We start from the raw sequence: 22,984 nt of genomic DNA, 5'->3' as shown, positions 1-22,984 counted from the left end.
TGGCGGCGTGGTGGAGATCGACTTTCTGACCGAGGCAGACCGCGACCGCTGGGAAGTGCTGGCCCGCGGCAAGGACGCGTACTTCGACACCTCGCGCACCGACGAGGACTACGAACGGACCTGGTGGCGTCTGCTCGACGGCGGGCAGACGCGCGGGATCGCCGCGTGGCTCGACGGCGCGATGGTCGGCATCGCGCATTACGTGTTCCACGCGAGCGTCTGGGGAAAGGTCGGCCGGTGCTACCTCGCCGACCTGTTCGTCGACGCCGGGGTCCGGCGCCAGGGCGTCGCGACGGCGGTGATCGACTGGGTCGCGCGGGACGCGGAGGAGCACGGCTTCCGCAGTCTGTACTGGAACACGCTGGAGGACGCCCCGGCCCGTGCGCTGTACGACCGGATCGGCAAGTACCACGACGGGTTCATCTTCTACAGCTACCGGCGGGCCGAGTAGCCGCCCAGTGACTGAGACGACCTCGCTCCCGGGAACAACGCGTCCGGCGCGCCTCCTTGAACCTTCGTAGACCTACGAACCGTTTAAGGGAGTCCCCCCGTGAGCTTGCTCTTCTCCCCGCTGACCCTGCGCGAGGTCACGCTGCCCAACCGCATCGCGGTGAGCCCGATGTGCCAGTACTCGGCCACCGACGGCCTGCCGGACGACTGGCACCTCGTCCACCTGGGTTCGCGTGCGGTCGGCGGCGCCGGTCTCGTCATCGCCGAGGCGACCGCGGTCGAGCCGCGCGGCCGGATCTCGGCGCAGGACGTCGGCATCTGGAACGACGAACAGGTCGCGGCCTGGAAGCGGATCACGACGTTCATCAAGGACCAGGGCTCGGTGCCCGGGATCCAGCTCGCGCACGCCGGGCGCAAGGCGTTCGGCGACTGGGTGCCGGTCGCGCCCACGACCGAGCCGTTTCCCGGTCTCAACGTGCCGGAAAAAATCGAGAACCACACTGAGGTCGTGAAGGCGTTCGTCGACGGGGCGCTCAGGGCGGTCGAAGCCGGCTTCGAGGTCCTCGAGATCCACGCCGCCCACGGCTACCTGCTCCACGAGTACTACTCGCCGCTCACGAACGAGGGCAGCATCGAGGAACGCATCGCCGTCCCCGTCGAGGTCACCGCCGCCGTGAGGGCAGCGGTCGGCCCCGCGGTGCCCGTGATCGTGAGGATCTCCGGCACCGACTGGGTGGAGGAAGGCTGGACCGTCGACGACAGCGTTGTGCTGGCACTGGCGCTCAAGGCCGCGGGTGCGGACCTGATCGACGTGTCCAGCGGGGGCAACGCCGCGCAGGCGGACATCCCGATCGGGCCCGGCTACCAGGTGCCGCTCGCCGAGGCGGTGCGACGCAAGGCAGACGTGCCCACGGGTGCGGTCGGCCTGATCACCGAGGCGAGTCAGGCCGAACAAGTGATTGCGGACGGTTCCGCCGACCTGGTCCTGCTCGCGCGCGAACTGCTCCGCGACCCGTACTGGCCGCTGCACGCGGCACAGGAGTTGGGTGTGGAGGTCCGGGCACCGAGGCAGTACGCCAGGGCGTTCTGAAGCAGCCCTCAGAGTTCAAGGGCTGGGTACCGGTGACCCGGTTGCCCAGCCCTTGAACTCTTCAGGCTGAATTCAGCGACGGTAGTCGTCGTAGTCGTCGTACGGATCGTCGTGGCTCTCCTCGCCACCACGTCCGTTCGGCGACGTTTCGCCACCAGACAGCTCGCGCTGCAGAGCAGCGAAGTCGGTCTCATGAGAGCTGTATTTGAGCTCCCTGGCGACCTTCGTCTGCTTGGCCTTCGCTCGGCCGCGCCCCATGGCTCGACCCCCTCGCACAGGGACGGGGGCGGCCGGGGGAACGGCGGCCCCACTCGTCTCGACAACTAGTTCCTGGTAACTACCGTACCGTGCCGATGGGGTTCCTCGCGACGCGGTAGGCGTGACACGTACCGCCAAATCTCACGGCCGCCCCCGCGTGGAAGGATGCACAGGTGCCCAGACCGTTCGTCGCCTACCTGAGGGTGTACGAACCGTTATCGGTATTGGACGCACCGCTAGCGGACAAGGTGACGAAAGCCCTGGAAAAGGGCGCGATCCCCCGCGCGGAGGTGGGTGACCGGGAACGGGAGCTGTGGTTGCGATCACAGTTGGGCCAAAAGCTGCTCCCGGGCGAGTCGTTCGACGTGATGACGATCAGTCCGGCCGAGGTTCCGACCTCTGACGCCGCCCGTGTCGGTCCGGGTCCGCTCGTCTGCCCGCTGGACCTCAGGGCCCGCTCCGCCGCCGCTCTGGTGGGCTTCCTGGCCTCCGCACCGCCGATCCTCCAGGACGCGGCGCTCAACGTCGCCCCGGAGACGGTCCGAGCGCGCGCGTCCGCCGTGATGGCCGAGCTCGCGGCAGGCGCGGTCCACGTGATCTCCACGACGTGGACGGTGCCGCTGCCGTGGTTCGCCCTCGTCGACCCGGCGCAGCGCCGCGTGGTGCTGGCCAGCGCCCAGGACGACCCGGAACGGCAGGTGTCGTGGCGCGTGGCGATGGCGGACGCCCGGCGGAGGGTGGCGAGGGCGCTCAAGGTCGTGAAGGGCGCGCTGGGCGAGGACGGGCCCGCAACGGTCCTCGCCGACACGGGTCGCTGGCTGGAGCACTTCCACCCGCACTCGGCCGTCGAGCTCGACTACGGCGGCCTGGTGCAGCTGCTGGAAGACAAGGACCTGCTGGAGGACACCTCCGCGGCAGACGTGAACGCCATCGTCGACGCCCTGGAGACCGGTGACGCCGAGGAGGTCGCGCTGCGCTACGAGACGCTGCGCGAGTTCTGGGGCGAACTGGCCCGCAGGGAACGCCACGGCTGAAGCAGCACCCGCGCGGTCACGGCCGCCGCGGCTGCCAGCGCCATCGCCGCGGGCCAAGCCACGTGCACCGCGACGAAACTCGCCACGAACGGCGTGATCGCCGCGCTGAGGTAGTTCGCGGAGTTCTGCATCGCGATCGCGGTGGCGCTGCGGCCGTCCGGCGCGAGCTCGCCCGCCTCGGTGACGGCCAGGCCGTTCCAGCACAACGCGAACACGCTCGCCGGCACCAACACAGCCACGAGCAGCGGCAGTGGTGCCTGGTCCAGCACGGCGACCAGCACGAACCCGGTCGCGGTGATGATCGAGACGATCTTCAACGGCCCGATCCTGCTGCGCACCCGGTCCGACCACACGCCGACCGCCAGTCGTCCGGCCCCGCCGAGCGCCTGAGCGACACCGAAGACGGCGGCGGCAGCTGTCACGCTCATGCCGCGGTGCTCGTGGAGGAGGGGCACCAGCAGGGCGGTCGCGGTGAACTGGGGCACAACGAGCAGCCCGCTGGCGAGCGAGAGCCGCAGCAACCGGGGGTCCTTGAGCACCAGCCCGTGGTCGGTGCTCCCCCGGACCGCTCCGGGTGGTTCCCGCACGAGCACGGCGACCGCGAGCGCCACGAACGCCGTCACGCCCGCCAGGGCCACGAACGCCACCGGCACCCCGGACGAGATCGCGATGCCGGGCAGGAAGGCCGCCGTGAGGGCCGCCCCGAGCGGGGTGGCGGTCTGGCGCACTCCCATCGCCAGCCCGCGGGACCCGCTGCTGAACCACGACATCACCGCGCGGCCGCTCGCCGCGTTGACGCTCGCTCCGAAGAGTCCTGCGCCCAGCAGGGCGAGACCGGCGATCCAGGCGTTGCCCAACGCCACGGAGAGCAGGCAGACGGCGGCCCCGAGGCCACCGATGGTCATCACGAGTCGTTCACCGCGCTTGTCCGCGATGACTCCCCACGGCACGAGGGCGATCATCGTGCCGAGGTTGACGGCACCGAGAAGCAGCCCGACCTGGGGCAACGAGAGAGAGAAGTGGTGCTGGAGCTGTGGGCTGATCGCGGGCAGACCGAGGAAGACGGCCGCGTTCGTGCCTTGCGCCAAAGCTCCGATGCACAGCACGACCCAGCGGTACCCCATGGGGGCACGCTAGGTCGGTTGCTCAGAAAGTGGAACGCCTGTCTTACCTCTTGGGACGGTGGTGGTGTCCGCGCTCAGCCGCCAGCAGCTCGTCGACGGACGCGCTCCCGCGCTGGTAGCGCGAGGCGATCTCGGCGTTGAGCTTGTCCACGACCACCTGCACCTCGCGCCGCCGCACCGACACCGAGGCCTCTTCCGCGATGAACGTCTCCAGCACTTCGCCCAGCTTGGAGTCGGACAACTTGCTCACGTCGGAGAGGTCCACGTCGGAGATGAGCGCCTCGACGTGCCGTTGATGTGCATCAGCGCGTGACGGCTCATGGGTCTGGTACCGGCCGAGACCGGTCGCCGGACCAACGGCGTTCGTGGACAGGATCGTGGCCAGCTGCTCGACCACCGCCGAGCCACCGGAACTGCGGCGCTCCTGCTCCGCGCGCACGATGTCGATCCGCGCGTGCAACAGCCGCCGCAGGTAGGACAGGTCGGTCTCTTCCTGCGCTGCCTCGTCGCGGAGTTCGCGCACCTCGACGAGCGGGCGCTGCTCGACGCCCTCCGTGTAGTCGGGGGCGAGCACCCTGTCGATTCGGCGGCGCCCGCCAGGACGCACCTCGATCACGTGTCCATCCTGCGGTAGATCCTCCTCACCCGCCAACACATCCCATGCACCAAACTTGTCTCAAATGTGCACGCCCAAGAGCTTTCGCGTCTCATCTGGTGACAAAGCAGGTCGTTGCGCGATCTTGGCCAAGCCCGCCGCGCGTGCCACCAACTGTGCGTTGTCCCGCACCGGCACGCCCCGCGAGTAGCTGATCGTGTCTTCCATACCCACTCTGAGGTGACCACCCGCACCCAGTGCGGTGAACATCACCGGAATGGTGGTGCGACCGATGCCGGTGGCGGAAAACGTTGCCCCGTCCGGCAGAGCGTTCACTGCGGCGACCAGCGTCGCCGCGTCACCGGGCATGCCGCCGGGGACGCCCATCACGAAGTCGACGTGCACGTGGCCGCCCGCGGGCAGGCCGTGCTGGTCCAGCAGGCGCTTCAACGACGCGAGCTGGCCGATGTCGAAGATCTCGTACTCCGGGACGATGCCGCGTTCCTGCATGCCCTTGTGCAGGGCGACGATGAACTCCCAGCGGTTCATGAACACGTCGTCGCCGAAGTTGACGGTGCCCATCGTGCAGGACGCCGAGTCCGGCATCGCCTCGAGCACGCGCAGCCGGTGCTCCTCCGGGTCGTGCACCGACCCGCCGGTGGAGAGCTGCACGACGAGGTTCGTCTCGGAACGCAGAGCCTCGACGGTGGCCTTCAGGCGGCCGAGGTCCAGCGACGGCTTGGTGTCCTCGCCGCGGATGTGGACGTGGATCATGGCCGCGCCGACCTGCTCGCAGCTCTGCGCCGTCGCGACCAGCTCTTCCAGGGTCACTGGAAGCTGCGGGACGTCGGCCTTCGCGTGTTCCGCTCCGGTGGGAGCGACGGTGATGAGCGTGCCCTGGGACATGTCCCGGGACTCTAGGGTGTCAGCCCCGCAGGTTGCGAACGGCTTCCCGGCCGAGACCTGGGGTGTCGGGCGGCACCGAGTCCGGGTCGATCCGCGCCTGCACCTCTCGTTCGGGGGCGCCTGCGACCAGGTCCGACTCGATCGGAACAGATCGTTTGACCAGCGCCAACGCCACGGGTCCGAGCTCGTGGTGCAGTGCCACGCTGCCCACCCGGCCGACGGTCCGCCCGTCGAGGGTGACCGGGTCACCGGTCTCCGGCTGGGCGTCCGCAGAACCATCCAGGTGGAGTAGGAGCATCCGGCGCGGCGGACGTCCCACGTTGTGGACCTTCGCGACCGTCTCCTGGCCCCGGTAGCAGCCCTTGTTCAGGTGCACCGCGCTCTCGATCAGGTTGACCTCGTGCGGGATCGTGCGCTCGTCGGTGTCGACGCCCTGGCGGGCCCGCAGCGCTTCGACCCGCAGCGCCTCGTACGCGAAGCTGCCGGCGGGACGTGCGCCCGCGTCCGTGATCCGCTGCCACCAGCCGGCGAGCTCGGCACGTGGCACGAGCAGGTCGACCGAGTTCTGGGGCCACGACCGCCTGCGCACGAAGCCCTCGCCCAGGGCCTCGACGTTCGCCGGCAGCGGGAGGCCCAGCTTCTCCAGCAGGGCGGGCGTGTCCGGTCCGATGATCGACAGCAGCGCGAACTCGCCCGTGGCGTCCCGCGGCTCGACCTTCGACCAGAAGACCATCTTCTTCAGGTACGCGAACAGGTCGTCGGTCTTCTCGACGTCGAGGAACACCGTGCCGCCGACGTTCGCGACGACCATGTGGTGCTCCAGGCGGCCCTGCGCGTCCAAGATCAGCGCCTCGGTGCCGGCGCCCTCGCCGAGCTGCTCGAAGTGCTGGCTCGTGAGCTGGTGCAGCCACGTGAGCCGGTCCTCGCCCGGGATCGCGATGATGCCGCGGTTCGAACGGTCGACGACGACCGCGGAACGGGCGGCTGACCGCTGTTCCGCGAACGGGTCGCCGTAGTGCCACGCGACACCCGCGTCGGTGGAATCGTCGGGCGGCGGGACGGCTCCGGGGAGGATCACTCGGTCTCCTGCTCCTGCTTCAAACAGTCACGGCACGTGCCGGACAGCGCGAGGTGGCTCGCATCGAGTTCGAACCCGTCGCGTTGCCGCAATGTTCCGACCAGAGGGTCGAGCAGCTCACACGGGATCTCGTCGATCCGCCCGCACACGTGGCACACGAGATGCACGTGCTGGTGGTCGTCGACCGAATAGCTCGGCGCGCCGTGACCCAGGTGCGTGTGCCGGACGAGCCCGAGCCGGTCGAGCAGGTCGAGCGTGCGGTAGATCGTGGTGATGTTGACCGTCGGCGCCGTCTCCTGGACGCGCTGGCAGATCTGTTCCGGCGTCGCGTGCTCCAGCGACCTGACCGCGTCCAGCACGAGCTGACGCTGCGGCGTCATCCTCATGCCGCGGTCGTGCAGCGTTTTGCGCAGGCCTCTTGCGGTCTCCACACCACCGATGTTAGTAGGCTCGGTCCATGCGCGTGCTGGCACTGCTAGACGGAACCCTCGCTGACCCCGACTCGCCGCTGATCCGCGTCGACGACCTCGGACTCATGCGCGGTGACGGCGTGTTCGAAACGATCCTCGTGGTCGACGGGAAGCCCCGCGAACTCACGCCGCACCTGGACCGGCTCGACCGGTCCGCAGCGATGCTGGACATGCCGCCCCCGCCCCGCGCGGAGTTCGAGCGCGCCGTCGAGCTCGTCATCGGCAACTGGACCGGTGGCAGCGAGTTCGCCCTCAAGCTCGTCTACACCCGCGGTGTCGAGGGCGGCGACGGCACGCCCACCGGCTTCGCACTCGGCATGGAGATCGGCGCGAAGGTGCTCAAGCAGCGCGCGGAGGGCCTCTCCGCGGTGACGCTGGACCGCGGCATCGAACCTGATCTCGCCGACCGCGCGCCGTGGCTGCTGCTGGGCGCGAAGTCGTTGTCGTACGCGATCAACATGGCCGCGATCCGCGAGGCCGAGCGCCGCGGTGCCGCCGAGGTGATCTTCACGACCTCGAACGGTTCCGTGCTGGAGGGCCCGACCTCCACGGTCATCCTGGTGCGCGGCAAGACGCTGGTGACGCCGCCGTCGAAGCTCGGCATCCTGCCCGGCACCACGCAGTACGCGTTGTTCCGCGCCGCCGAGCGCGCCGGCTGGACCGTGCTCGTGGAGCCGATCCAGACCGGCGAGCTCTACGACGCCGAGGGCGTGTTCCTCGCGTCCAGCGTCCGCAAGATCACGCGCGTGACCACGTTGGACGGCAAGCAGCTGCCCGACTCGTCGGCCCTGCTCACGGAACTGCAGGGCCTGTACGAGTCCGAGTACTGAAACCGTGCCCAGCAGGTTCTTCGACTTCAGCCACGCGGTCTTGCGCTGGATCGACCAGGCGTCGTCGAACGTCCACCACTGGTTGCCGGTGTAGCAGTACGTCGCCACGGCGACTTCGTCGTGGTAGACGGTGCAGTTCGGCACGGACGCGACGAGGTTGGCGTACCCGCGCGTGCCCGCTTCTTCCGCGAACTGGCCCGGTGCCGCGCCACCCGCCTGCTGCCACTCGCCCTTCTTGCCGCCGTCGACCACGTTCTGCCAGCCGCGGCCGTAGAACGCGAGCCCGAGCGTGATCTTGCGCGACGGCACCCCGGCGTCGAGGTAGGCCTGCACCGTGCTCGCCACGTCGAAGTGGAACGGGTACGGGTCGTCCGGGTCGGGGTAGAGGTTGCCCTGGTGGCCGGTCCTGTTCGGCTCCCACGAGTTGTCGCTGCCGGAGCCGTGGAAGTCGTAGCCCTGGACGTTGAAGATGTCCATGGACTGCGCGACCCGCCCGAGCTCCCAGCCCGCCGCGATCTTGGCGGGGTCGGCGGGCGTGAACGCGGTCAGCTGGTAGCGCTTGCCCGTGGTGGCACCGTAGGCGTCGATCTGCCGGCGGAACTCCTCGATCAGCAGACTGTTGTTGACCTTGTCCTGCGGCCCGAAGTGGTTGCCCGCGTGACCTTCCGCGCCCGGCCACTCCCAGTCGAGGTCGAAGCCGTCGAAGATGCCCGCGGCGGTGCCGGGCCCGCCGGCGCCGTTGTAGGTCGGCAGGTTGCCCTTGAGGTAGACGTCGATGCAGGACGACACGAACTTCTTGCGCGAGGCGTCCGTTGCCGCGACGTCGGAGAAGTACTTCGAGTACGTCCAGCCGCCGAGCGAGATCAGCACCTTGAGGTTCGGGTACTTGACCTTGAGCTTGCGGAGCTGGTTGTAGTTGCCGCGCAACGGTTCCCAGCCGGAGTCCGCGACGCCGTCGACGGACTGCGCCGCGCTCATGGGCCTGCTGTAGTCGGCTTCGGCGTCGCCCGCGCCGTCACCCTGGCTCGGGTCCTGCGGGTTCGGCGTGGTGCCCTTCGTGACGCCGTGCAGACACGTCAGGTTGACCGGGTCGATGTTGCCGAACGCGTAGTTGACATGCGTCAGCTTGGCGGCGTCCATGTCCTTCACGAAGTACTGACGACCGTAGATGCCCCACTGCACGAAGTACCCGACGCGGGCGTATCCACCGACGATGTCACTAGTGCGCTCGGTGAGTGCGTTGCTTGGTGTGGACACGTTGTCGTACGTGTCGCGGGCCCGGACGGTGAAGGTGTAGCTGGTCGACGGCGCGAGGCCGCTGACGGTGGCCGTGGTGCCGGAGACCGTCGTCTTCACGGCCGAGCCCTGGTAGACGTCGTAGTTCGCGACGCCGCTGGCGTCCGTGGAAGCGTTCCACGCCAACGTGATGCTGCCCGCGTCCTTGGCGGTCGAACGCAGGTTGCCCGGTGTTGTCGGCGGGGTGGTGTCGTTGGCGGGGTCGTTGGTCGTGACGCTCAACAGTGGGCTCGGGGCGCTCTGCGTTCCCTTGGAGTCCTTGGCTTTGACGGTGAAGGAGTAGGCGGTGTTCGGGTTCAGGCCGGTGACGATCGCCGACGTCGTGCTGCTGCTCGTCGCGAGGGCCGAGCCGTTGTAGACGTCGTAACCCGCGATCGGCAGCGAACCCGCGGTGGAGGCGTTCCACTGCAACGTCACCGTGCGCGTGGTCTTGCTCGGCGAGGTCAGACCCGTTGGCGCGCCTGGCGGAGTGTCCGGGGCACCGCTGCAGTTCGCGTTGTTGATGCGGCAGGTGGTGGGCTCGACGTTGGAGCTGATGGAGAACGTTGGGCTGTACGGCTCGGTGCTGCCGCCCGCCGCGACGTTCTTGTTGTAGTAGACGGGGGTGAGCGTGACCGTGTTGCCGGACTGGGAAACCGTGCCGTTCTGGCCGTTGCTCACCGTCACGCCCGCGGGGAGGGTGAAGACGATCGACCAGTCGGAGATGGCAGCGGTGGTGTTGTTGCGCACGATGAACTTCGCCGTGCCGCCCGCGACCGAGTAGTCGGCCGTGAGTCCGATAGGTGCCGGCGCGGGATCACCGCTGCCGTCGCACGCCATGTTGTTGATCGTGCAGGTGGTCGGGTCGGCGGCCGAGCTGAGGGAGAACGTCGGGCTGTACGGCTCGGTGTTGCGCCCGGCGGGGATGTTGTTGATGTAGAAGGCAGGAGTGAGGGTCACTCGCGTGCCGTTCTGGGTGGTGGTGGCGTTCTGGACGTTGCTGACCGTGACACCGGCGGGCAGGTCGAACTTGATCGACCACCCGTTGAGCGTTGTCGTGCTCGCGTTGGCGACCACGAACTTGGCGCTCGTACCGGTGCGGGAGAAGGTCGCGGTGATGCCGGTGGCGGCTCTGGCAGGGACCGCCAGTGCCAGCACAGCGACCAGAACTGCCAGCAGGGCAGGGATTCGGCGCATGCGGAACTCCAGGTTGGTAGAGGTTCCGCGGCGGCCTGGTTGTTACGGTATTTGGTCTGGACCACTTACGTCAACGTCGTGGCCCTCAGTCGATCGGCCGGAACCGCACCGTCGTCCCCGGTCGCGCCTGGCCGAGAAACCGCAGGTGATCACAGTCGACCACGCCGATGACGGGATAACCGCCAGTTGTCGGGTGGTCGTTGAGGAAGACCACGGGCTGCCCGTCCGGCGGCACCTGAACCGCGCCGGTGATCATCCCTTCGCTGGGAATCTCCCCGTCACGACGATTCAGCTTCGTGCCCTGGAGCCTCGCGCCGACCCGGTTGCTGCGGTCCGAGACCGTCCAGGACCCTTGCCGCAGCTGGGTTTCGGCGTCCGCGAACCAGTCGTCGCGCGGGCCGAGCCTGATCGGGATGACCAACGTTTGCAGAACGTGGACCGGTGGCACGACGTCCGCGCCACTGGCGGGATTCGGGGTTCCGAGCTCGATGACGTCGTTGTCCCGCAAGGGGTCTGGACCGATTCCGGACAGCAGGTCGGTGGACCGGCTGCCGAGCTCCTTCGCGACGTCGACACCGCCGGAGAACGCGACGTAGGTGCGCAGCCCGGTGTGCGGGGTGCCGATCTCGAGGGTCGCGCTCGCTCCGAGGTGCACGGGTTGATGCGAGTCGACGAGCCTGCCGTCGATCCGAACGTCGACGGCGGGCCCGGTGACGGCAACCGTGCAACTGGCGTTGGCTCTTGTGGCCAGGCCGCCCAGCAGGACCTCCAGCCCGGCCGCGGTCTCGTGGTTGCCGACAAGCCGGTTGGCGAGCTTCAGCGAGTGCGCATCGACCGCACCCGACGGCGGCACGCCCAGGTGCGCGTTGCCGGGTCGCCCCAGGTCCTGGACGAGCGCCTGCGGTCCAGTCCGGATGATCGTGACGCTGCGGCTCATGCGATCACGAACCTGACCTGGTCACCGGGCTGGAGGAGCACGGGGGTCTCGGCCGTGGGATCGAACAGCGTGATCTCGGTGCGCCCGATCAACCGCCAACCGCCCGGCGTCGCCCTGGGGTAGGCGGCGGTGAACTCGCCAGCGATGCCGACAGACCCTTGCGGAACCTTCGTGCGCGGCGAGTCGAGGCGCGGCTGCTGGAGGTTCCGCGGGAGGCCGGTGAGGTAGCCGAAGCCGGGCGCGAAACCGCAGAACGCCACCTCGTAGATGGCTCCGGTGTGGAGCTTCACCACCTCTTCTCGGCTGACTCCGGCGGTGTCCGCGACCAGGTCGAGGTCGGGGCCGTCGTAGGTGACCGGGATGGTGATCTCTCTGGGGTGCGTGGTGGGTGCTTTGGTGAGGTCGACGGTCTTCAGCACTTCCCTGGCCTGGTGGAGGGCGCCCTTGACCAGCACGGTCCTGGCAGCGGGCACGAGTTCCTCGATGCCGTCGAGCCCTTGGAGGGCTGCACGAACGGCCGCGACCTCGGTCAGTGAGTCGACCTCGACGAGGAGGGCGTCGGTTCCGCAGCGCCGGAGCAACATGGGCACATGCTACGGGGAATCGTGGGATTGTTGAACAATCCCACGCTGAGATCGTTCAACAATCCCGCAATCCGACAACGTCCGCATCGGACTGCTGAACAACCCGCCGGGCGCGCTGTGGCGGCGACCAGCGCTGGATCGCCCAACATCCTTGGGTCCGTGTGGCGGCGACCCCGCGCTGGGTCGCTCGACAGCCTCGGGGCCTCGGTGGTGGCGAGCTGGCGCTGGGTCGCGCGGCCACCTCGGGGTCCTGGTGGTGGCGAGCCGGCGCTGGGTCGCGCGGCCACCTCGGGGTCCTGGTGGTGGCGACCCGGCGCTGGGCCGCTCGGCAACCTCGGAGTCCGTGTGGTGGCGACCCTGCGCTGGGTTGCTCGGAAACCTCGTGGTTCCGGTGGTGGCAACGCGGCGCTGGGCCGCTCGGCAACCTCGGAGGCCTGGTGGTGGCGACCAGCGCTGGATCGCTCGGCGACCTCGGAGTTCCAGTGATGGCGACCTGGCGTTGGGTCGCTCGGCAGCCTCGAGTTCTGGTGGCGGCGACCTCGGCGCCGGGCCGCTCAGCAACCTCAGGTCTCGGTGGCGGCGACCAGCGTTGGTGGCCCGCTCAACGACCCTGGGTGCTTGTGGCGGCAACCCACGTTGGATTGTTCAACGATCCGACGATCTGCGTGTCGGATTGTTCAACGATCCAACGATCCAACGATCCTGCGATCCAGGTGTTGGATTGTTGAACAATCCCCCGCAGCCGAGCTAGCCGACGACGCGCTTGAGGTGCGCCGACGCGTGCGGCTGCATCTCCTGGCCGACCATGGCGCGCTCCTCGACGTACGCGAGGTCGCCGTTGTTGACGATGCCGTACAGGCGCTGCGCGGCCTTGACGTCCTTGGCGGTGGCGGTGCGGATGACCGCGTCCGTCTCGAACTCCCAGGAGGTCTGCGTGCGCACCTTGCCGTAGTACAGCTCGACGATGCCCGTGTTGTGGGTGAGCAGCAGCTCGATGCTGTCGTCCGGCTGCGGGCGCCAGAAGCCCTGCTCGCGGGCAGCCGGGCGGATCACTTCGCCGGCCTCGTTGAGCAGCCAGGACCTGGCCTCGTAGACGAGGAACGGGCGGCCGTCGTGGGCGAACGTGATCTGCTGGCCGAAGCGGAACGGGCCCTCGATCGTCGGGTAGACGATCTCTCCCTCACCTCGCCAGACGCCGACCAGCGGGAGGACGGCGAGGAGGGCGTCGTTGAGGTTCGCGCCTTCTCGCAGGTTCGCCGTGTCGCCCGGGATGGGCATGTCGGTGAACTGGGGCAGGTTGCGTTCCCTGGTTGCCGCTGCTCGTTCCTCGGCCAGGCGGATGGCCTCGTCGCCGCTGCCGGGGACGGCGTTGCTCGTGGTCATCGCTGGTCTGAGTAGAGGCGGTAGACGACGTAGCCGGCGAACCACATCACGGCGATCGTCACTAGTACCAGGAGTCCTGTGAAAATGTGTGCCACGGGGGTGAGGATATCTCGCGGTGGCTGACGTGCAGGGTTGTGGTGGTGGAGGACACCGGGCGTGGCGGGCGCTGGTCACCCCTCCTGTGAGCCCTCCTGTGAGCGCGCGGTGGTCGTCGCCTGTGAGCGTGCGGTGGTCACGGCTCCTGTGGGGTGCGGTGGGTCACGGCCTGGGGGCGCGGTGGCACGGCCTGGGGCGCGGTGGTTGCGTCGCCGTGTGGCGTTCCTGTTTAAAGATTGGGGGCTCTGCCCTTACCCCGCCAATCTGATCAAAGACCGGCCAGCGCCGTGGGCGGGTTGATGGCACGCCTGGTGCTTACGGCGGCTGCGCGTTGCGTAGGGCGTGCGGTTCGGGTGGGTTGGTCCCGTCACGAGCCGTGCCAGGAGCGAGTCACACCCGAGGGGAGAGGTCAAGTCGCGAAAAGCGTTCGACTTGACCTCTCCCCTCGGGCGCGACAAGAGCTGTGGCACGACTCGTGACGGGACCAACCCACCGGAACCCCACGCTAAGAGCTGCTCGGCTGCGCCATCGCCTCGCCTCGCCTTCGGCCTCGGCTTGAGCCGCCTCGCCTTCGGCCTCGGTGGTGGCTCCCGTTCCCGACCCGACTCCCGCCCCAACTCCGGCCGTCGCCTCCCAAAAAACCGCGCGGCCCTGCACGTGGAAGGCCCCGGCGGTGTGCACCGCCGGGGCCTTCGTCATACCAGCCAAGAGTGTCAGGCGACCGCGATCTCCACCGCGTGCACGCCGGGGCCCGTGGCCGACACGTCGGCTTGGCCGTTGCCCGTGCGGTGGAGCGCTCGGACGGTCCAGGCGCCGGGGGCCGCGAAGAAGCGGAAGTCGCCCTCCGGGGAGGAGACGACCTCGGCCGTGAACTCGCCGGTCGCGTCGAGGAGGCGGACGAACGCGCCGCCCACCGGGGTGCCCTCGGAGAGGACCTTGCCTTCCAGGACTGTTTCCGTGGTGTTGGCGTCCACCGAACCGCCCTGGGCGGGTGCGCCGCAGCCGTTGCTCATGATGATCAGGCCTCCTTGCCGGAACCGAGTTCGATCGGCACGCCGACGAGCGAGCCGTACTCCGTCCAAGAACCGTCGTAGTTCTTGACGTCTTCGTGGCCGAGCAGCTCGCGCAGGGCGAACCAGGTGTGCGAGGAGCGCTCGCCGATGCGGCAGTACGCGATGGTCTTGCGGGAGCCGTCGAAGCCGGCTTCGGCGTAGATCTCGCGGAGCTCGTCGTCGGACTTGAAGGTGCCGTCCTCGTTGGCCGCCTTCGACCACGGGACGTTCACCGCGGACGGGATGTGGCCCGCGCGCTGGGCCTGCTCCTGCGGGAGGTGGGCCGGGGCGAGGAGCTTGCCGGAGAACTCGTCGGGGGAGCGGACGTCGACGAGGTTCTTGTTGCCGATGGCGTCGACGACCTCGTCGCGGAACGCGCGGATCGAGAGGTCCTGCTCCTGCGCCTTGTAGGAGGTCGCGGGACGGGTGACCTCTTCCTTGTCCAGGGGGCGGCCGTCGAGCTCCCACTTCTTGCGGCCGCCGTCCAGGAGCTTGACGTCGTTGTGGCCGTACAGCTTGAAGTACCAGTACGCGTAGGCGGCGAACCAGTTGTTGTTGCCGCCGTAGAGGACGACGGTGTCGTCGTTGGAGATGCCCTTGGCCGAGAGCAGCTTCTCGAAGCCCTCGCGGTCGACGAAGTCGCGGCGGACCTGGTCCTGGAGTTCGGTCTTCCAGTCGATGCGCACGGCTCCGGGGATGTGCCCGCCGTCGTACGCGGTGGTGTCCTCGTCGACCTCCGCGAAGACGACGCCGGGCGTCTGGAGGTTCTCCTCGGACCAGGCGGCCGAGACCAGCACGTTCTCACGGCTCATGGGAAGTTGCTCCTGTTGGTAGTGCGTGGCTTTATTGCGATTGCGGACGTGCTAGGACGGGTGCGTACCGGCGCAGCAGCAGGTACATCTCGCACCCGAGGCACAGGCCGAGCGCGGCGTTGAGCAGCGCTGCCACCAGTGCGAGGGCGGTTGCCGCCGTGCCGAGAGTGGTGAGGCCCGTGGCGTAACCGAGGGTGCCGATCAGCGCGAAGACGAAGCCGACGCCCTGGGCGAAGCGCAGCGGTGCCGCCTCTTCGCGTTCGGTGGTCGGGGTGATCCTCGGCTGGATCGCGTAGCGGTAGACGTGCCCCCACGGGTTGAGCTTGAGCGAGATGAACGCGCACATCGCGAACAGAACCGTCTGGGCGGCGAGGAGCCGCCACCAGCCGGTGAGCAACACGACAGCCAGGACGACTGTGGTCATCCAGGCGGAGAAGCGCGGTCCGCGCGGGTCTACTGGGGCATCTTTGGGCACGACGACCTCCGGGCATTCGGACGAGGAGAAATTCAGTCCGTCAGAGGTGGCTGCTGGGCGTCAAGTGGCCCAATCAGCTCGTCGTGCGACACAGGCTGCTGCGCACGCGGCACAGGTCAACCGCGCGTCGCTTCGTGAGCAGCATGGTCATGCCAGCGAGGGTAGCCCTCAATCCCTCGGTCCGGGAGGTATGTCCATCTGGTGGAACAACGCAGGTTCACTCGACCGGATTAGGGCAAATGTGGTTGCAGCGCGGCGAGCAACGAGTCGCGTTTCGGCACGCCACCGACTCGCAACACCTCCACGCCGTCGGCCGTCAGGGCCAGCGTGGTTGGGGTGCGCATCACGCCCAGCGCAGCGGCGACGTCCGGCAGGTTGGTCACGTCCAGTTCGGCGTGCGACAAGCCTTCGGTCCTGTCCGCCAGATCGCGCAGGACCACCTTCGCGTGCCGGCACGGCGCGCAGAACGTGGTGGAGAGTTGGACCAGCGTCACCCCCGGCACGAGCAGGTCGCGCACGGGGGCCGGCAGGTCGACGGACGAACGGCGAGAAATACGGCCCTCGCGGACCTTGAGCAGCACACCGATCGCGCCGGCCGCGGCCAGCGCGCCCAGCAGCGCCCACACACCAGTCATCGTTGGACCAACGGTACATCCGTGATCACACCGCTGAGCTTGAACGCACCGCTCTCCACCTCAACGGCGGTGGGCTTCGCGCCGAACGGCAGCGTGCCGGGGTCGATCTTGATCGCGAGTGCCTGGCGCAGCTGCGGGATGATCTGCTTGAGGGAGTTGTCCTCGAGCTCGATGTCGTCGATGTTGATCTGGATGGCACCGCTGACGAGCGCGATCTGGCCGTACGCGGTGAGCGTGACGACCTTGCCGGCCACGTTGGTCTGGCCGGAGAGCTTGATCGCGGCGGTCGTCTTGGGCGCCTTGGGGTCCGGGGTCGGCGTCTGCGTGGCGGCCGCGCGGTTGTCCGGCTCGATCGAGAGCTTGTCGAACGGCGTGACCTGGTTCGCGAGCCGGTTCAGGTCCAGCGCCTTGATCTTGATGCTGCCGTCCACCTGGTCGATGGTCGCCTTGGAGACGTTGCCCGCCAACAGATCCGCGAGCTCGACGCGGGCGTGCCGGAGGTCGGCCTCGATGTCGAGGTCGCGCAGGTCGACGCCCTGCTGCTCGTTCCTGATCGGCACGCCGTACGCGCGGATCTCGACGTGCTTGTAGTCACCCCGCAACGCCTGGAGGATGAACGGGAACCCGTTGATCCGCACCGACGGGTCCTCGTCGAGCTGCAGCTTCTCCCGCATCCGCTGCGCGATCTGGTACTCGCCCGCCGCGGCCAGCGCGAAGTCGGCCGCCACCAGCAGCACGCCCAGCACGAGCACGGTGATGATGAGGAACTTCCCGCGCCGGGACTTCTTCTTTCGCGGCCGTGCAGGGGTGTGCGCAGTCATTCCTCGTCCTCGGCTTTGTCGGCGACCCATGCCGCCATCCGGTCTACCAGGTCTTCGGTCGCGGCCGATTCCGCGTGCCGCATGCCGCTCTCGATCCACATCTCGGCATGTCCCAAGGACGCGCGGTGCAACGACACGGCGTGTTCCACCCCGAAATAGTGATCCAGGTCACCGTGCACGATCAGCAGTGGGATGGGCGTGATGCGCGCCACGACCTCCAGGGGACTCTCCGGCGCTTGTACCCAGCTGTCGCCGAGCCGAACCCCGATCGCCCGCGCCGCCAGCTTCCCGTGCGGCTGCTCCAGCAACCAGTGCACCCTGCGCATCGGCGCGGTCTCCCGCGACCACCACCTGGCGGGCGAGCTGACGGAGACGACGGCGTCAGGCCTGGTCTCGCCCAGTGCCGCGTGCCGGAGAACCGCCGAGGCGCCCATCGAGAACCCGATCGTGGCGATCTTCGAGTACCCGAGCTCGCGCGCCTTGAGCACGGCCGCCTCGATGTCGTGGACCTCGTCCGCGCCGACCGTCGAGCGTCCTTCAGACCGTCCGTGGCCGCGGAAGTCGAACGCGACGACACCGGCGTGCGTGGCCAAACGGGCGAGCAGCCGTGCGACGTACGGCTTGCGCACGTGGTTCGTGAACCCATGTCCCACAACGAAAGCGAGGTCGCTTTCACCCTTGTGGTGGACGCCGTGCAGGCGTACGCCGTCGTGTGACATGGATGTAACAGGCGTGACGCTTGTGGAAACAAGTGTGAGCACGGCTTCTTGACCTGGGACTTTCTGGGGTGCACCGGTATTGTCTCCGTCATCCGCAGGCAACGGGGCCCGGTCACCGTACGCCGCTGGTCTGGTCGAGGTGACCTGACCACGGCCGATTAGGAGGGCGCCGCGATGAGCATCGACGTGCTTCTGCTGACGACAGACCCTGACTCGGAGGCTGTGCTTCCGGCGCTGGCTCTGCTCCCGCACGCCGTGCGGCCGTTGCGGCCGGAGGTCTCCGCACTCCTCGAAGCCGGACCTCACGACATCGTGCTGGTCGACGCGCGCACCGACCTCGTCGGCGCCCGCTCGCTGTGCCGCCTGCTCGACTCGTCCGGCGTGGACGTGCCCGTGGTGGCGATCGTCACCGAGGGCGGTCTGGTCGCCGTCAACTCCGACTGGTCGGTCGACGAGATCCTGCTGCCGACCTCCGGCCCCGCCGAGATCGACGCCCGCCTGCGCCTGGTCCGCTCGCGCCGCGGTGCCGCCCAGCCCGGTGGCGACGGCGCACTGCAGCTCGGCGACCTCGTGATCGACGAGGCCACCTACACCGCGCGCCTCAAGGGCCGCCCGCTCGACCTCACCTACAAGGAGTTCGAGCTGCTCAAGTACCTCGCGCAGCACGCGGGCCGGGTGTTCACCCGCGCGCAGCTGCTGCAGGAGGTCTGGGGCTACGACTTCTTCGGTGGCACCCGCACCGTCGACGTCCACGTGCGACGGCTGCGCGCCAAGCTCGGCCCCGAGCACGAGGCGTTGATCGGCACCGTGCGCAACGTCGGCTACAAGTTCGTCCGCCCGCCGCGGCCCGGTTCGTCCCGTCGTCCGGCGGAGATGACCGAGGTCGACGAGATGGGTGACGCTGTCCGCGTTCTGGATGAGCGTTTGATCGCGCGGTAGGTTCGCCTGTGTGGCGGAACTGAGCTGGTACGAGGAGCTGACGGCCGAGCAGGTCGCCGAGGTCGGGCGGCTGCTGGAGGCTGCGGAGAGCACCGACGGCGTGGCACCGGTCGGCGAGGCCGTGCGACTGCGGATGCGCCCCGGCGCCACCGGCAGCAGGCACCTCCTCGCCCGCCGCGACGGCGAGCTCGCCGGGTACGCGCACGTCGACATGCTTGGTGACTCCGGCGGCAACAAGATCGCCGAACTCGCCGTACACCCGGAGCACCGCCACCAGGGCGTCGGCGAGGCGCTGGTGAAGGCGCTGCCGGAGGAGTCGCTGCGGATGTGGGCGCACGGCGGCCACCCCGACGCCGAGAAGCTCGCGGAGAAGCTCGGCTTCCGCAAGGTCCGCGAACTGCTGCGGATGCGGTTGCGCGTCGAGAACGACCTGCCGCAGCCCGAGCTGCCCGAGGGCATCACCATCCGGGCGTTCGTCCCCGGCAAGGACGAGGCGGCGGTCGTCTACGTGAACCACCGCGCGTTCGACTGGCACCCCGAGCAGGGTTCCATGTCCATCGAGGACGTCCGCGCCAAAGAAGAAGAGCCCTGGTTCGACCCGAAGGGGTTCCTCCTCGCGTTCAACGCCGACGAGAGGCTCGTCGGCTTCCACTGGACGAAGGTGCACACGCCCGTGCTCGGCGAGGTCTACGTCGTGGGCGTCGACCCGGACGCCCAGGGCGGTGGCCTCGGCAGGGCGCTGACCCTCGCCGGCCTCCAGCACCTGCGAGAACAGCAGGTCAAGGAGGTCATGCTGTACGTCGAGTCGGACAACGCCCCGGCTGTGCGCGTCTACACCAAGCTCGGCTTCACTCTTTGGGACGCGGACGTCCAGTACGCCCGGTAGTCAACGGATCGTCACAAAACGCATACGCCCTGGTCACGCCCTCACTCTTTCGGCCGTGTGACCCGTCACTTCCCGTTCGGTGTTCACCTTCCGTTCACCTCGTCTAGGTGGGCTGTCCACCATGGATACCTACCTTCCGAAGCGAGCGGCGACGTCCGTCGCGAAACCGCGAATGCTTCCGCAAGGTGGAGGACCAAGGTGAAGATCCAGCGGCACGGCGCCGTGCTCGGCCTCGTCGCGGCCAGCGCGCTTCTTCTCAGTGCGTGTGGCAGTGACAACAACACGGGCGGCACGGGTGGCAACACCACGTCGAACGCTGCCTCTGTGCCCGTCGAATGTGGCGGCAAGACCAAGCTGAACGCCGAGGGCTCCTCCGCCCAGAAGAACGCGGTCGACGCGTTCGTGCAGGCGTACCAGAAGGCCTGCCCCGGCGTGGACCTCGCGTACAACCCCTCCGGCTCCGGTGCTGGCGTCAAGAACTTCAACGCCGGTCAGGTCGACTTCGGTGGCTCCGACTCCGCGCTGAAGGCCGGTGCCGAGGTCGAGGCCGCCACCAAGCGCTGCCAGGGCAACCCGGCGTGGAACCTGCCGCTGGTCTTCGGCCCGGTCGCGATCGGCTACAAGGTGTCCGGTGTGGACAGCCTCGTGCTGGACGGCAAGACCACCGCCGCGATCTTCTCCGGCGCCGTGAAGAAGTGGAACGACCCGGCCATCAAGGCCCTCAACGGCTCCGCGAACCTGCCGGACAAGGACATCGCGGTCATCTACCGCTCGGACGAGTCGGGCACCACCGACAACTTCCAGAAGTACCTGACCGCCGCCGGTGGCTGGACCAAGGGCGACGGCAAGCAGTTCAAGGGCGGTGTCGGCGAGGGCAAGGAGAAGTCCGCCGGTGTCGCGCAGGCCGTCGGCTCGATCGATGGTGCGATCACCTACGTCGAGTGGTCGTTCGCGCAGGACAACAAGCTCTCGATCGCCAAGATCGACGCCGGTGCCGGTGCGGTCGAGCTGACCGCCGAGTCGGCCGGCAAGGCCATCGACGGCGCCAAGATCAAGGGTGAGGGCAACGACCTGGTCCTCGACCTCAACTCGATCTACGGCACCAAGGCCGCCGGTGCGTACCCGCTGCTCCTCGCGACCTACGAGATCGTCTGCTCGAAGGGCTACGACGCCGACACCGCGAAGGCCGTCAAGGCGTTCCTGACCGTCGCCGCCACCTCGGGCCAGGAGCAGCTCGCCGACGCCGGCTACGTGCCGCTGCCCAAGGCGTTCCAGGACAAGCTGCTGACCGCCGTCAAGGCGATCGCCTGAGGTTGATGCGACACTGCGAAGGACTCTTGCGACCAACGCTGACGCGATGAACGATCCCGTCGTGGCCAAGCGCCCCGCCGGCTCCGGTGACCCCGGCGCCGCGCGGGGCGTCGCGGCTGCTCCCACCGCTTCGGAGGCTCCGATTCCCCCGACACCGGAAGCTCCAGAAACCCCCAAGGCACCGCACGTCCGGCCCGGTGACCGCATCTTCCGCGGCCTGGCCACAGGGTCCGGTGTCTTCATCGTCGTTCTCATCGGCGCGATCGGCCTGTTCCTGATCCTGCAGGCCATCCCGTCGCTCGGGCTGGACCAGATCAACTTCCTGACCAGTCGCGAGTGGAACACCTCGGACCCGGCGAACCTGCGGTTCGGCATCCTCGACCTGCTGCTGGTCACGGTGATCGTCTCGATCCTGGCGCTGCTGATCGCGATGCCGATCGCGCTGGGCATCGCGCTCTTCCTGACGCAGTACGCGCCGCGCAACCTCGCCCGGCCGTTCGCGTACGTCGTGGACCTGCTGGCGGCGGTGCCGTCGATCGTCTTCGGCCTCTGGGGCCTGTTCGTGCTCGGCCCGGTGCTGTACCCGTTCTCGGAGTGGCTGATCGACACCCTCGGCTGGATCCCGATCTTCGCCAAGGGCAACGTGAACGTGCAGCTCGGCGGCACCATCTTCACCGCGGGCATCGTCGTCGCGGTGATGATCCTGCCGATCATCACGGCCGTCAGCCGCGAGGTCTTCGACCGCACGCCCAGGATGCACATCGAGGGCGCCATCGCGCTCGGCGCGACCAAGTGGGAGGTCGTGCGCACGACCGTCCTGCCGTTCGGCAAGGCCGGCTACGTCAGCGCCTCGATGCTCGGTCTCGGCCGCGCGCTCGGCGAGACCATCGCCGTCATGATCATCCTGAGCACCACGTCGGCCGCGTTCGGCTGGTCGCTCTTCGACGGTGGCGCCACGTTCGCGTCGAAGATCGCCCTGGCCGCGCCGGAGTTCAACGACACGCGGTCGGCCGGTGCCTACATCGCGGCCGGTCTGGTGCTCTTCGTGCTGACCTTCGTCGTGAACGCCATCGCGCGCTCGATCGTCGCCGGCCACAAGGAGTACGAGTGAGCACGAACCTCGCCGACCCCACTCGCCTCGCGACGCCGCCGACGTTCCAGGCGGTCAGCCTCAGCCGCCGGATCAAGAACGGCTTCGCCACCGCGCTCGTGTGGGGTGCCTTCCTGATCGCGATCATCCCGCTGGTGTGGGTGCTCTACACCGTGGTGCAGCGCGGTTTCCCGGTCATCCTCGACGGTGACTGGTGGCAGAAGTCGCTTTCCGGCCTGCTCGCCCGCCAGCAGGGCGGCGGTGCGTACCACGCGATCTACGGCACCCTGGTGCAGGGCCTCGTGTGCGGTGTCATCTCCGTGCCCATCGGCATCATGATCGCGATCTACCTCGTCGAGTACGGCGGCCGTTCGAAGCTCGCGAAGGCCACGACGTTCATGGTCGACATCCTCACCGGTGTCCCGTCGATCGTCGCGGCGCTGTTCATCTACACGGTGTGGATCACCTACGCCGGCATGGGCCGCAGCGCGTTCGCGGTGTCGATCGCCTTGGTGCTGCTGATGGTTCCGGTCGTGGTGCGCACGACCGAGGAGATGCTCAAGATCGTCCCGGACGAGCTGCGCGAGGCCTCGTACGCGCTGGGCATCCCCAAGTGGAAGACGATCGTCAAGATCGTCATCCCGACGGCGCTCTCCGGCATCCTGACCGGCATCATGCTGGCCCTCGCCCGCGTCATGGGTGAGACCGCGCCGGTGCTGGTGCTCGCGGCGTACGCCCCGTTCATCAACTACAACCTGTTCAGCGGCCCGATGGCCTCGCTGCCGTTGATGATGGTGAACGAGCGCAACAACCCGACCCAGGCGGGCTTCGAGCGACTGTGGGGCGCGGCGATCACGCTCGTGCTGATCATCACCCTGTTCAACCTGCTGGCGACCGTGATCTCGCGGGTGCTGGCGCCGAAGACGAAGTGAGCGGG

At 68.5% G+C, this 22,984-nt stretch carries 25 protein-coding genes and 1 pseudogene; 9 read left to right on the top strand and 17 right to left on the bottom strand.

Annotated features, from left to right (window positions below):
• Positions 1-7: 7 nt before the first annotated feature.
• Together AOM45_RS00320 and AOM45_RS00315 are read left to right on the top strand one after the other, a co-directional pair.
• Complete coding sequence (locus AOM45_RS00320) at positions 8-451, top strand: GNAT family N-acetyltransferase (RefSeq protein ID WP_030471693.1); 444 nt, start codon at positions 8-10, stop codon at positions 449-451.
• 99 nt (positions 452-550) lie between these two features.
• Entirely contained in the window at positions 551-1,540 is a 990-nt protein-coding gene (locus tag AOM45_RS00315) for an NADH:flavin oxidoreductase/NADH oxidase (RefSeq protein WP_030471694.1), read from the top strand.
• Between the two features lie 72 nt (positions 1,541-1,612).
• On the opposite strand, the gene AOM45_RS00310 is transcribed toward AOM45_RS00315, so the two are convergent.
• Complete coding sequence (locus tag AOM45_RS00310; RefSeq protein ID WP_030471695.1) at positions 1,613-1,798, bottom strand: DUF3073 domain-containing protein; 186 nt, start codon at positions 1,796-1,798, stop codon at positions 1,613-1,615.
• Between the two features lie 173 nt (positions 1,799-1,971).
• On the opposite strand from AOM45_RS00310, the gene AOM45_RS00305 reads away from it, so the two are divergent.
• Positions 1,972-2,832: a DUF8083 family protein gene (locus AOM45_RS00305; RefSeq protein WP_030471696.1), complete on the top strand. Its 861-nt coding sequence runs from the start codon at positions 1,972-1,974 to the stop codon at positions 2,830-2,832.
• Here AOM45_RS00305 and AOM45_RS00300 read toward each other — a convergent pair.
• Genes AOM45_RS00300 through AOM45_RS00280 form a run of 5 tightly spaced genes read right to left on the bottom strand, consistent with a single transcriptional unit; the run spans position 2,775 to position 6,921 of the window.
• Positions 2,775-3,956: an MFS transporter gene (locus AOM45_RS00300; protein ID WP_051784387.1), complete on the bottom strand. Its 1,182-nt coding sequence runs from the start codon at positions 3,954-3,956 to the stop codon at positions 2,775-2,777. The two genes, AOM45_RS00305 and AOM45_RS00300, sit on opposite strands and share 58 nt — an antisense overlap.
• Before the next feature lie 43 nt (positions 3,957-3,999).
• On the bottom strand, positions 4,000-4,572 hold the full coding sequence (locus tag AOM45_RS00295) for an RsiG family protein (RefSeq protein WP_030471698.1): 573 nt from the start codon (positions 4,570-4,572) through the stop codon (positions 4,000-4,002).
• A gap of 60 nt (positions 4,573-4,632) precedes the next feature.
• Entirely contained in the window at positions 4,633-5,457 is an 825-nt protein-coding gene (locus tag AOM45_RS00290) for a beta-keto acid cleavage family enzyme (protein WP_030471699.1), read from the bottom strand.
• A 19-nt stretch (positions 5,458-5,476) separates the two neighbouring features.
• Positions 5,477-6,535 carry a CAF17-like 4Fe-4S cluster assembly/insertion protein YgfZ gene (gene ygfZ / locus AOM45_RS00285; RefSeq protein ID WP_030471700.1) on the bottom strand — a complete coding sequence of 353 codons (1,059 nt, stop codon included), beginning with the start codon at positions 6,533-6,535 and terminating at the stop codon, positions 5,477-5,479.
• Positions 6,532-6,921, bottom strand: coding sequence for a Fur family transcriptional regulator (locus tag AOM45_RS00280; protein ID WP_051784393.1), 390 nt, complete (start codon positions 6,919-6,921; stop codon positions 6,532-6,534). The genes ygfZ and AOM45_RS00280 overlap by 4 nt, the downstream gene beginning before the upstream one ends.
• Positions 6,922-6,992: 71 nt before the next feature.
• Here AOM45_RS00280 and AOM45_RS49020 point away from each other — a divergent pair, with 71 nt between their 5' ends.
• Positions 6,993-7,835, top strand: coding sequence for an aminodeoxychorismate lyase (locus tag AOM45_RS49020; RefSeq protein WP_081902571.1), 843 nt, complete (start codon positions 6,993-6,995; stop codon positions 7,833-7,835).
• Here AOM45_RS49020 and AOM45_RS00275 read toward each other — a convergent pair.
• The 11 genes and pseudogenes from AOM45_RS00275 to AOM45_RS00230 all read right to left on the bottom strand — a co-directional run.
• Positions 7,833-10,307, bottom strand: a pseudogene (locus AOM45_RS00275) (glycosyl hydrolase family 18 protein); the annotation flags it as partial. The gene AOM45_RS49020 and the pseudogene AOM45_RS00275 sit on opposite strands and share 3 nt — an antisense overlap.
• Before the next feature lie 85 nt (positions 10,308-10,392).
• Positions 10,393-11,244, bottom strand: a complete 852-nt coding sequence (locus tag AOM45_RS00270) for a 5-oxoprolinase subunit C family protein (protein ID WP_030471703.1) — start codon at positions 11,242-11,244, stop codon at positions 10,393-10,395.
• Positions 11,241-11,828, bottom strand: coding sequence for a 5-oxoprolinase subunit PxpB (gene pxpB, locus AOM45_RS00265; RefSeq protein ID WP_030471704.1), 588 nt, complete (start codon positions 11,826-11,828; stop codon positions 11,241-11,243). The genes AOM45_RS00270 and pxpB overlap by 4 nt, the downstream gene beginning before the upstream one ends.
• A gap of 747 nt (positions 11,829-12,575) precedes the next feature.
• Entirely contained in the window at positions 12,576-13,211 is a 636-nt protein-coding gene (locus tag AOM45_RS00260; protein WP_030471705.1) for a heme-binding beta-barrel domain-containing protein, read from the bottom strand.
• 809 nt (positions 13,212-14,020) lie between these two features.
• Positions 14,021-14,320 (bottom strand): DUF1416 domain-containing protein, encoded by a 300-nt coding sequence (locus AOM45_RS00255; RefSeq protein ID WP_030471706.1) that lies wholly within the window; start codon positions 14,318-14,320, stop codon positions 14,021-14,023.
• A gap of 5 nt (positions 14,321-14,325) precedes the next feature.
• Positions 14,326-15,171, bottom strand: coding sequence for a sulfurtransferase (locus AOM45_RS00250; protein ID WP_030471707.1), 846 nt, complete (start codon positions 15,169-15,171; stop codon positions 14,326-14,328).
• Positions 15,172-15,202: 31 nt separating this feature from the next.
• A complete protein-coding gene (locus AOM45_RS00245; RefSeq protein ID WP_030471708.1) occupies positions 15,203-15,646 on the bottom strand; it encodes a DUF4395 domain-containing protein in 444 nt (147 codons plus the stop codon).
• Between the two features lie 73 nt (positions 15,647-15,719).
• Positions 15,720-15,791 carry a putative leader peptide gene (locus AOM45_RS53690; RefSeq protein WP_355300619.1) on the bottom strand — a complete coding sequence of 24 codons (72 nt, stop codon included), beginning with the start codon at positions 15,789-15,791 and terminating at the stop codon, positions 15,720-15,722.
• A gap of 85 nt (positions 15,792-15,876) precedes the next feature.
• Positions 15,877-16,281, bottom strand: a complete 405-nt coding sequence (locus tag AOM45_RS00240) for a thioredoxin family protein (protein ID WP_030471709.1) — start codon at positions 16,279-16,281, stop codon at positions 15,877-15,879.
• The gene (locus AOM45_RS00235) at positions 16,278-17,102 is read right to left on the bottom strand and encodes an LmeA family phospholipid-binding protein (RefSeq protein ID WP_030471710.1); all 825 of its coding nucleotides are present in this window, start codon (positions 17,100-17,102) and stop codon (positions 16,278-16,280) included. Before AOM45_RS00235 ends, AOM45_RS00240 begins: the two co-directional genes overlap by 4 nt.
• A complete protein-coding gene (locus AOM45_RS00230; protein ID WP_236703029.1) occupies positions 17,099-17,731 on the bottom strand; it encodes an alpha/beta hydrolase family protein in 633 nt (210 codons plus the stop codon). Before AOM45_RS00230 ends, AOM45_RS00235 begins: the two co-directional genes overlap by 4 nt.
• 264 nt (positions 17,732-17,995) lie before the next feature.
• Between AOM45_RS00230 and AOM45_RS00225 the strand changes: the two genes are divergently transcribed.
• The 5 genes from AOM45_RS00225 to pstA all read left to right on the top strand — a co-directional run bounded on the left by AOM45_RS00225 (position 17,996) and on the right by pstA (position 22,979).
• On the top strand, positions 17,996-18,760 hold the full coding sequence (locus AOM45_RS00225; protein ID WP_030471712.1) for a winged helix-turn-helix transcriptional regulator: 765 nt from the start codon (positions 17,996-17,998) through the stop codon (positions 18,758-18,760).
• Positions 18,761-18,770: 10 nt separating this feature from the next.
• A complete protein-coding gene (gene mshD / locus AOM45_RS00220) occupies positions 18,771-19,646 on the top strand; it encodes a mycothiol synthase (RefSeq protein WP_030471713.1) in 876 nt (291 codons plus the stop codon).
• A gap of 198 nt (positions 19,647-19,844) precedes the next feature.
• A complete protein-coding gene (pstS, locus tag AOM45_RS00215; RefSeq protein ID WP_030471714.1) occupies positions 19,845-20,957 on the top strand; it encodes a phosphate ABC transporter substrate-binding protein PstS in 1,113 nt (370 codons plus the stop codon).
• A gap of 46 nt (positions 20,958-21,003) precedes the next feature.
• Positions 21,004-22,068, top strand: a complete 1,065-nt coding sequence (gene pstC / locus AOM45_RS00210) for a phosphate ABC transporter permease subunit PstC (protein WP_030471715.1) — start codon at positions 21,004-21,006, stop codon at positions 22,066-22,068.
• Positions 22,065-22,979: a phosphate ABC transporter permease PstA gene (pstA, locus tag AOM45_RS00205; protein WP_030471716.1), complete on the top strand. Its 915-nt coding sequence runs from the start codon at positions 22,065-22,067 to the stop codon at positions 22,977-22,979. Before pstC ends, pstA begins: the two co-directional genes overlap by 4 nt.
• Positions 22,980-22,984 lie beyond the last annotated feature (5 nt).

Source organism: Lentzea aerocolonigenes (assembly GCF_000974445.1).
GTDB classification, from domain to species: domain Bacteria; phylum Actinomycetota; class Actinomycetes; order Mycobacteriales; family Pseudonocardiaceae; genus Lentzea; species Lentzea aerocolonigenes.
The sequence above is the reverse complement of the archived record's forward strand: the minus strand, read 5'-3'. Positions and strand labels throughout refer to the sequence as shown.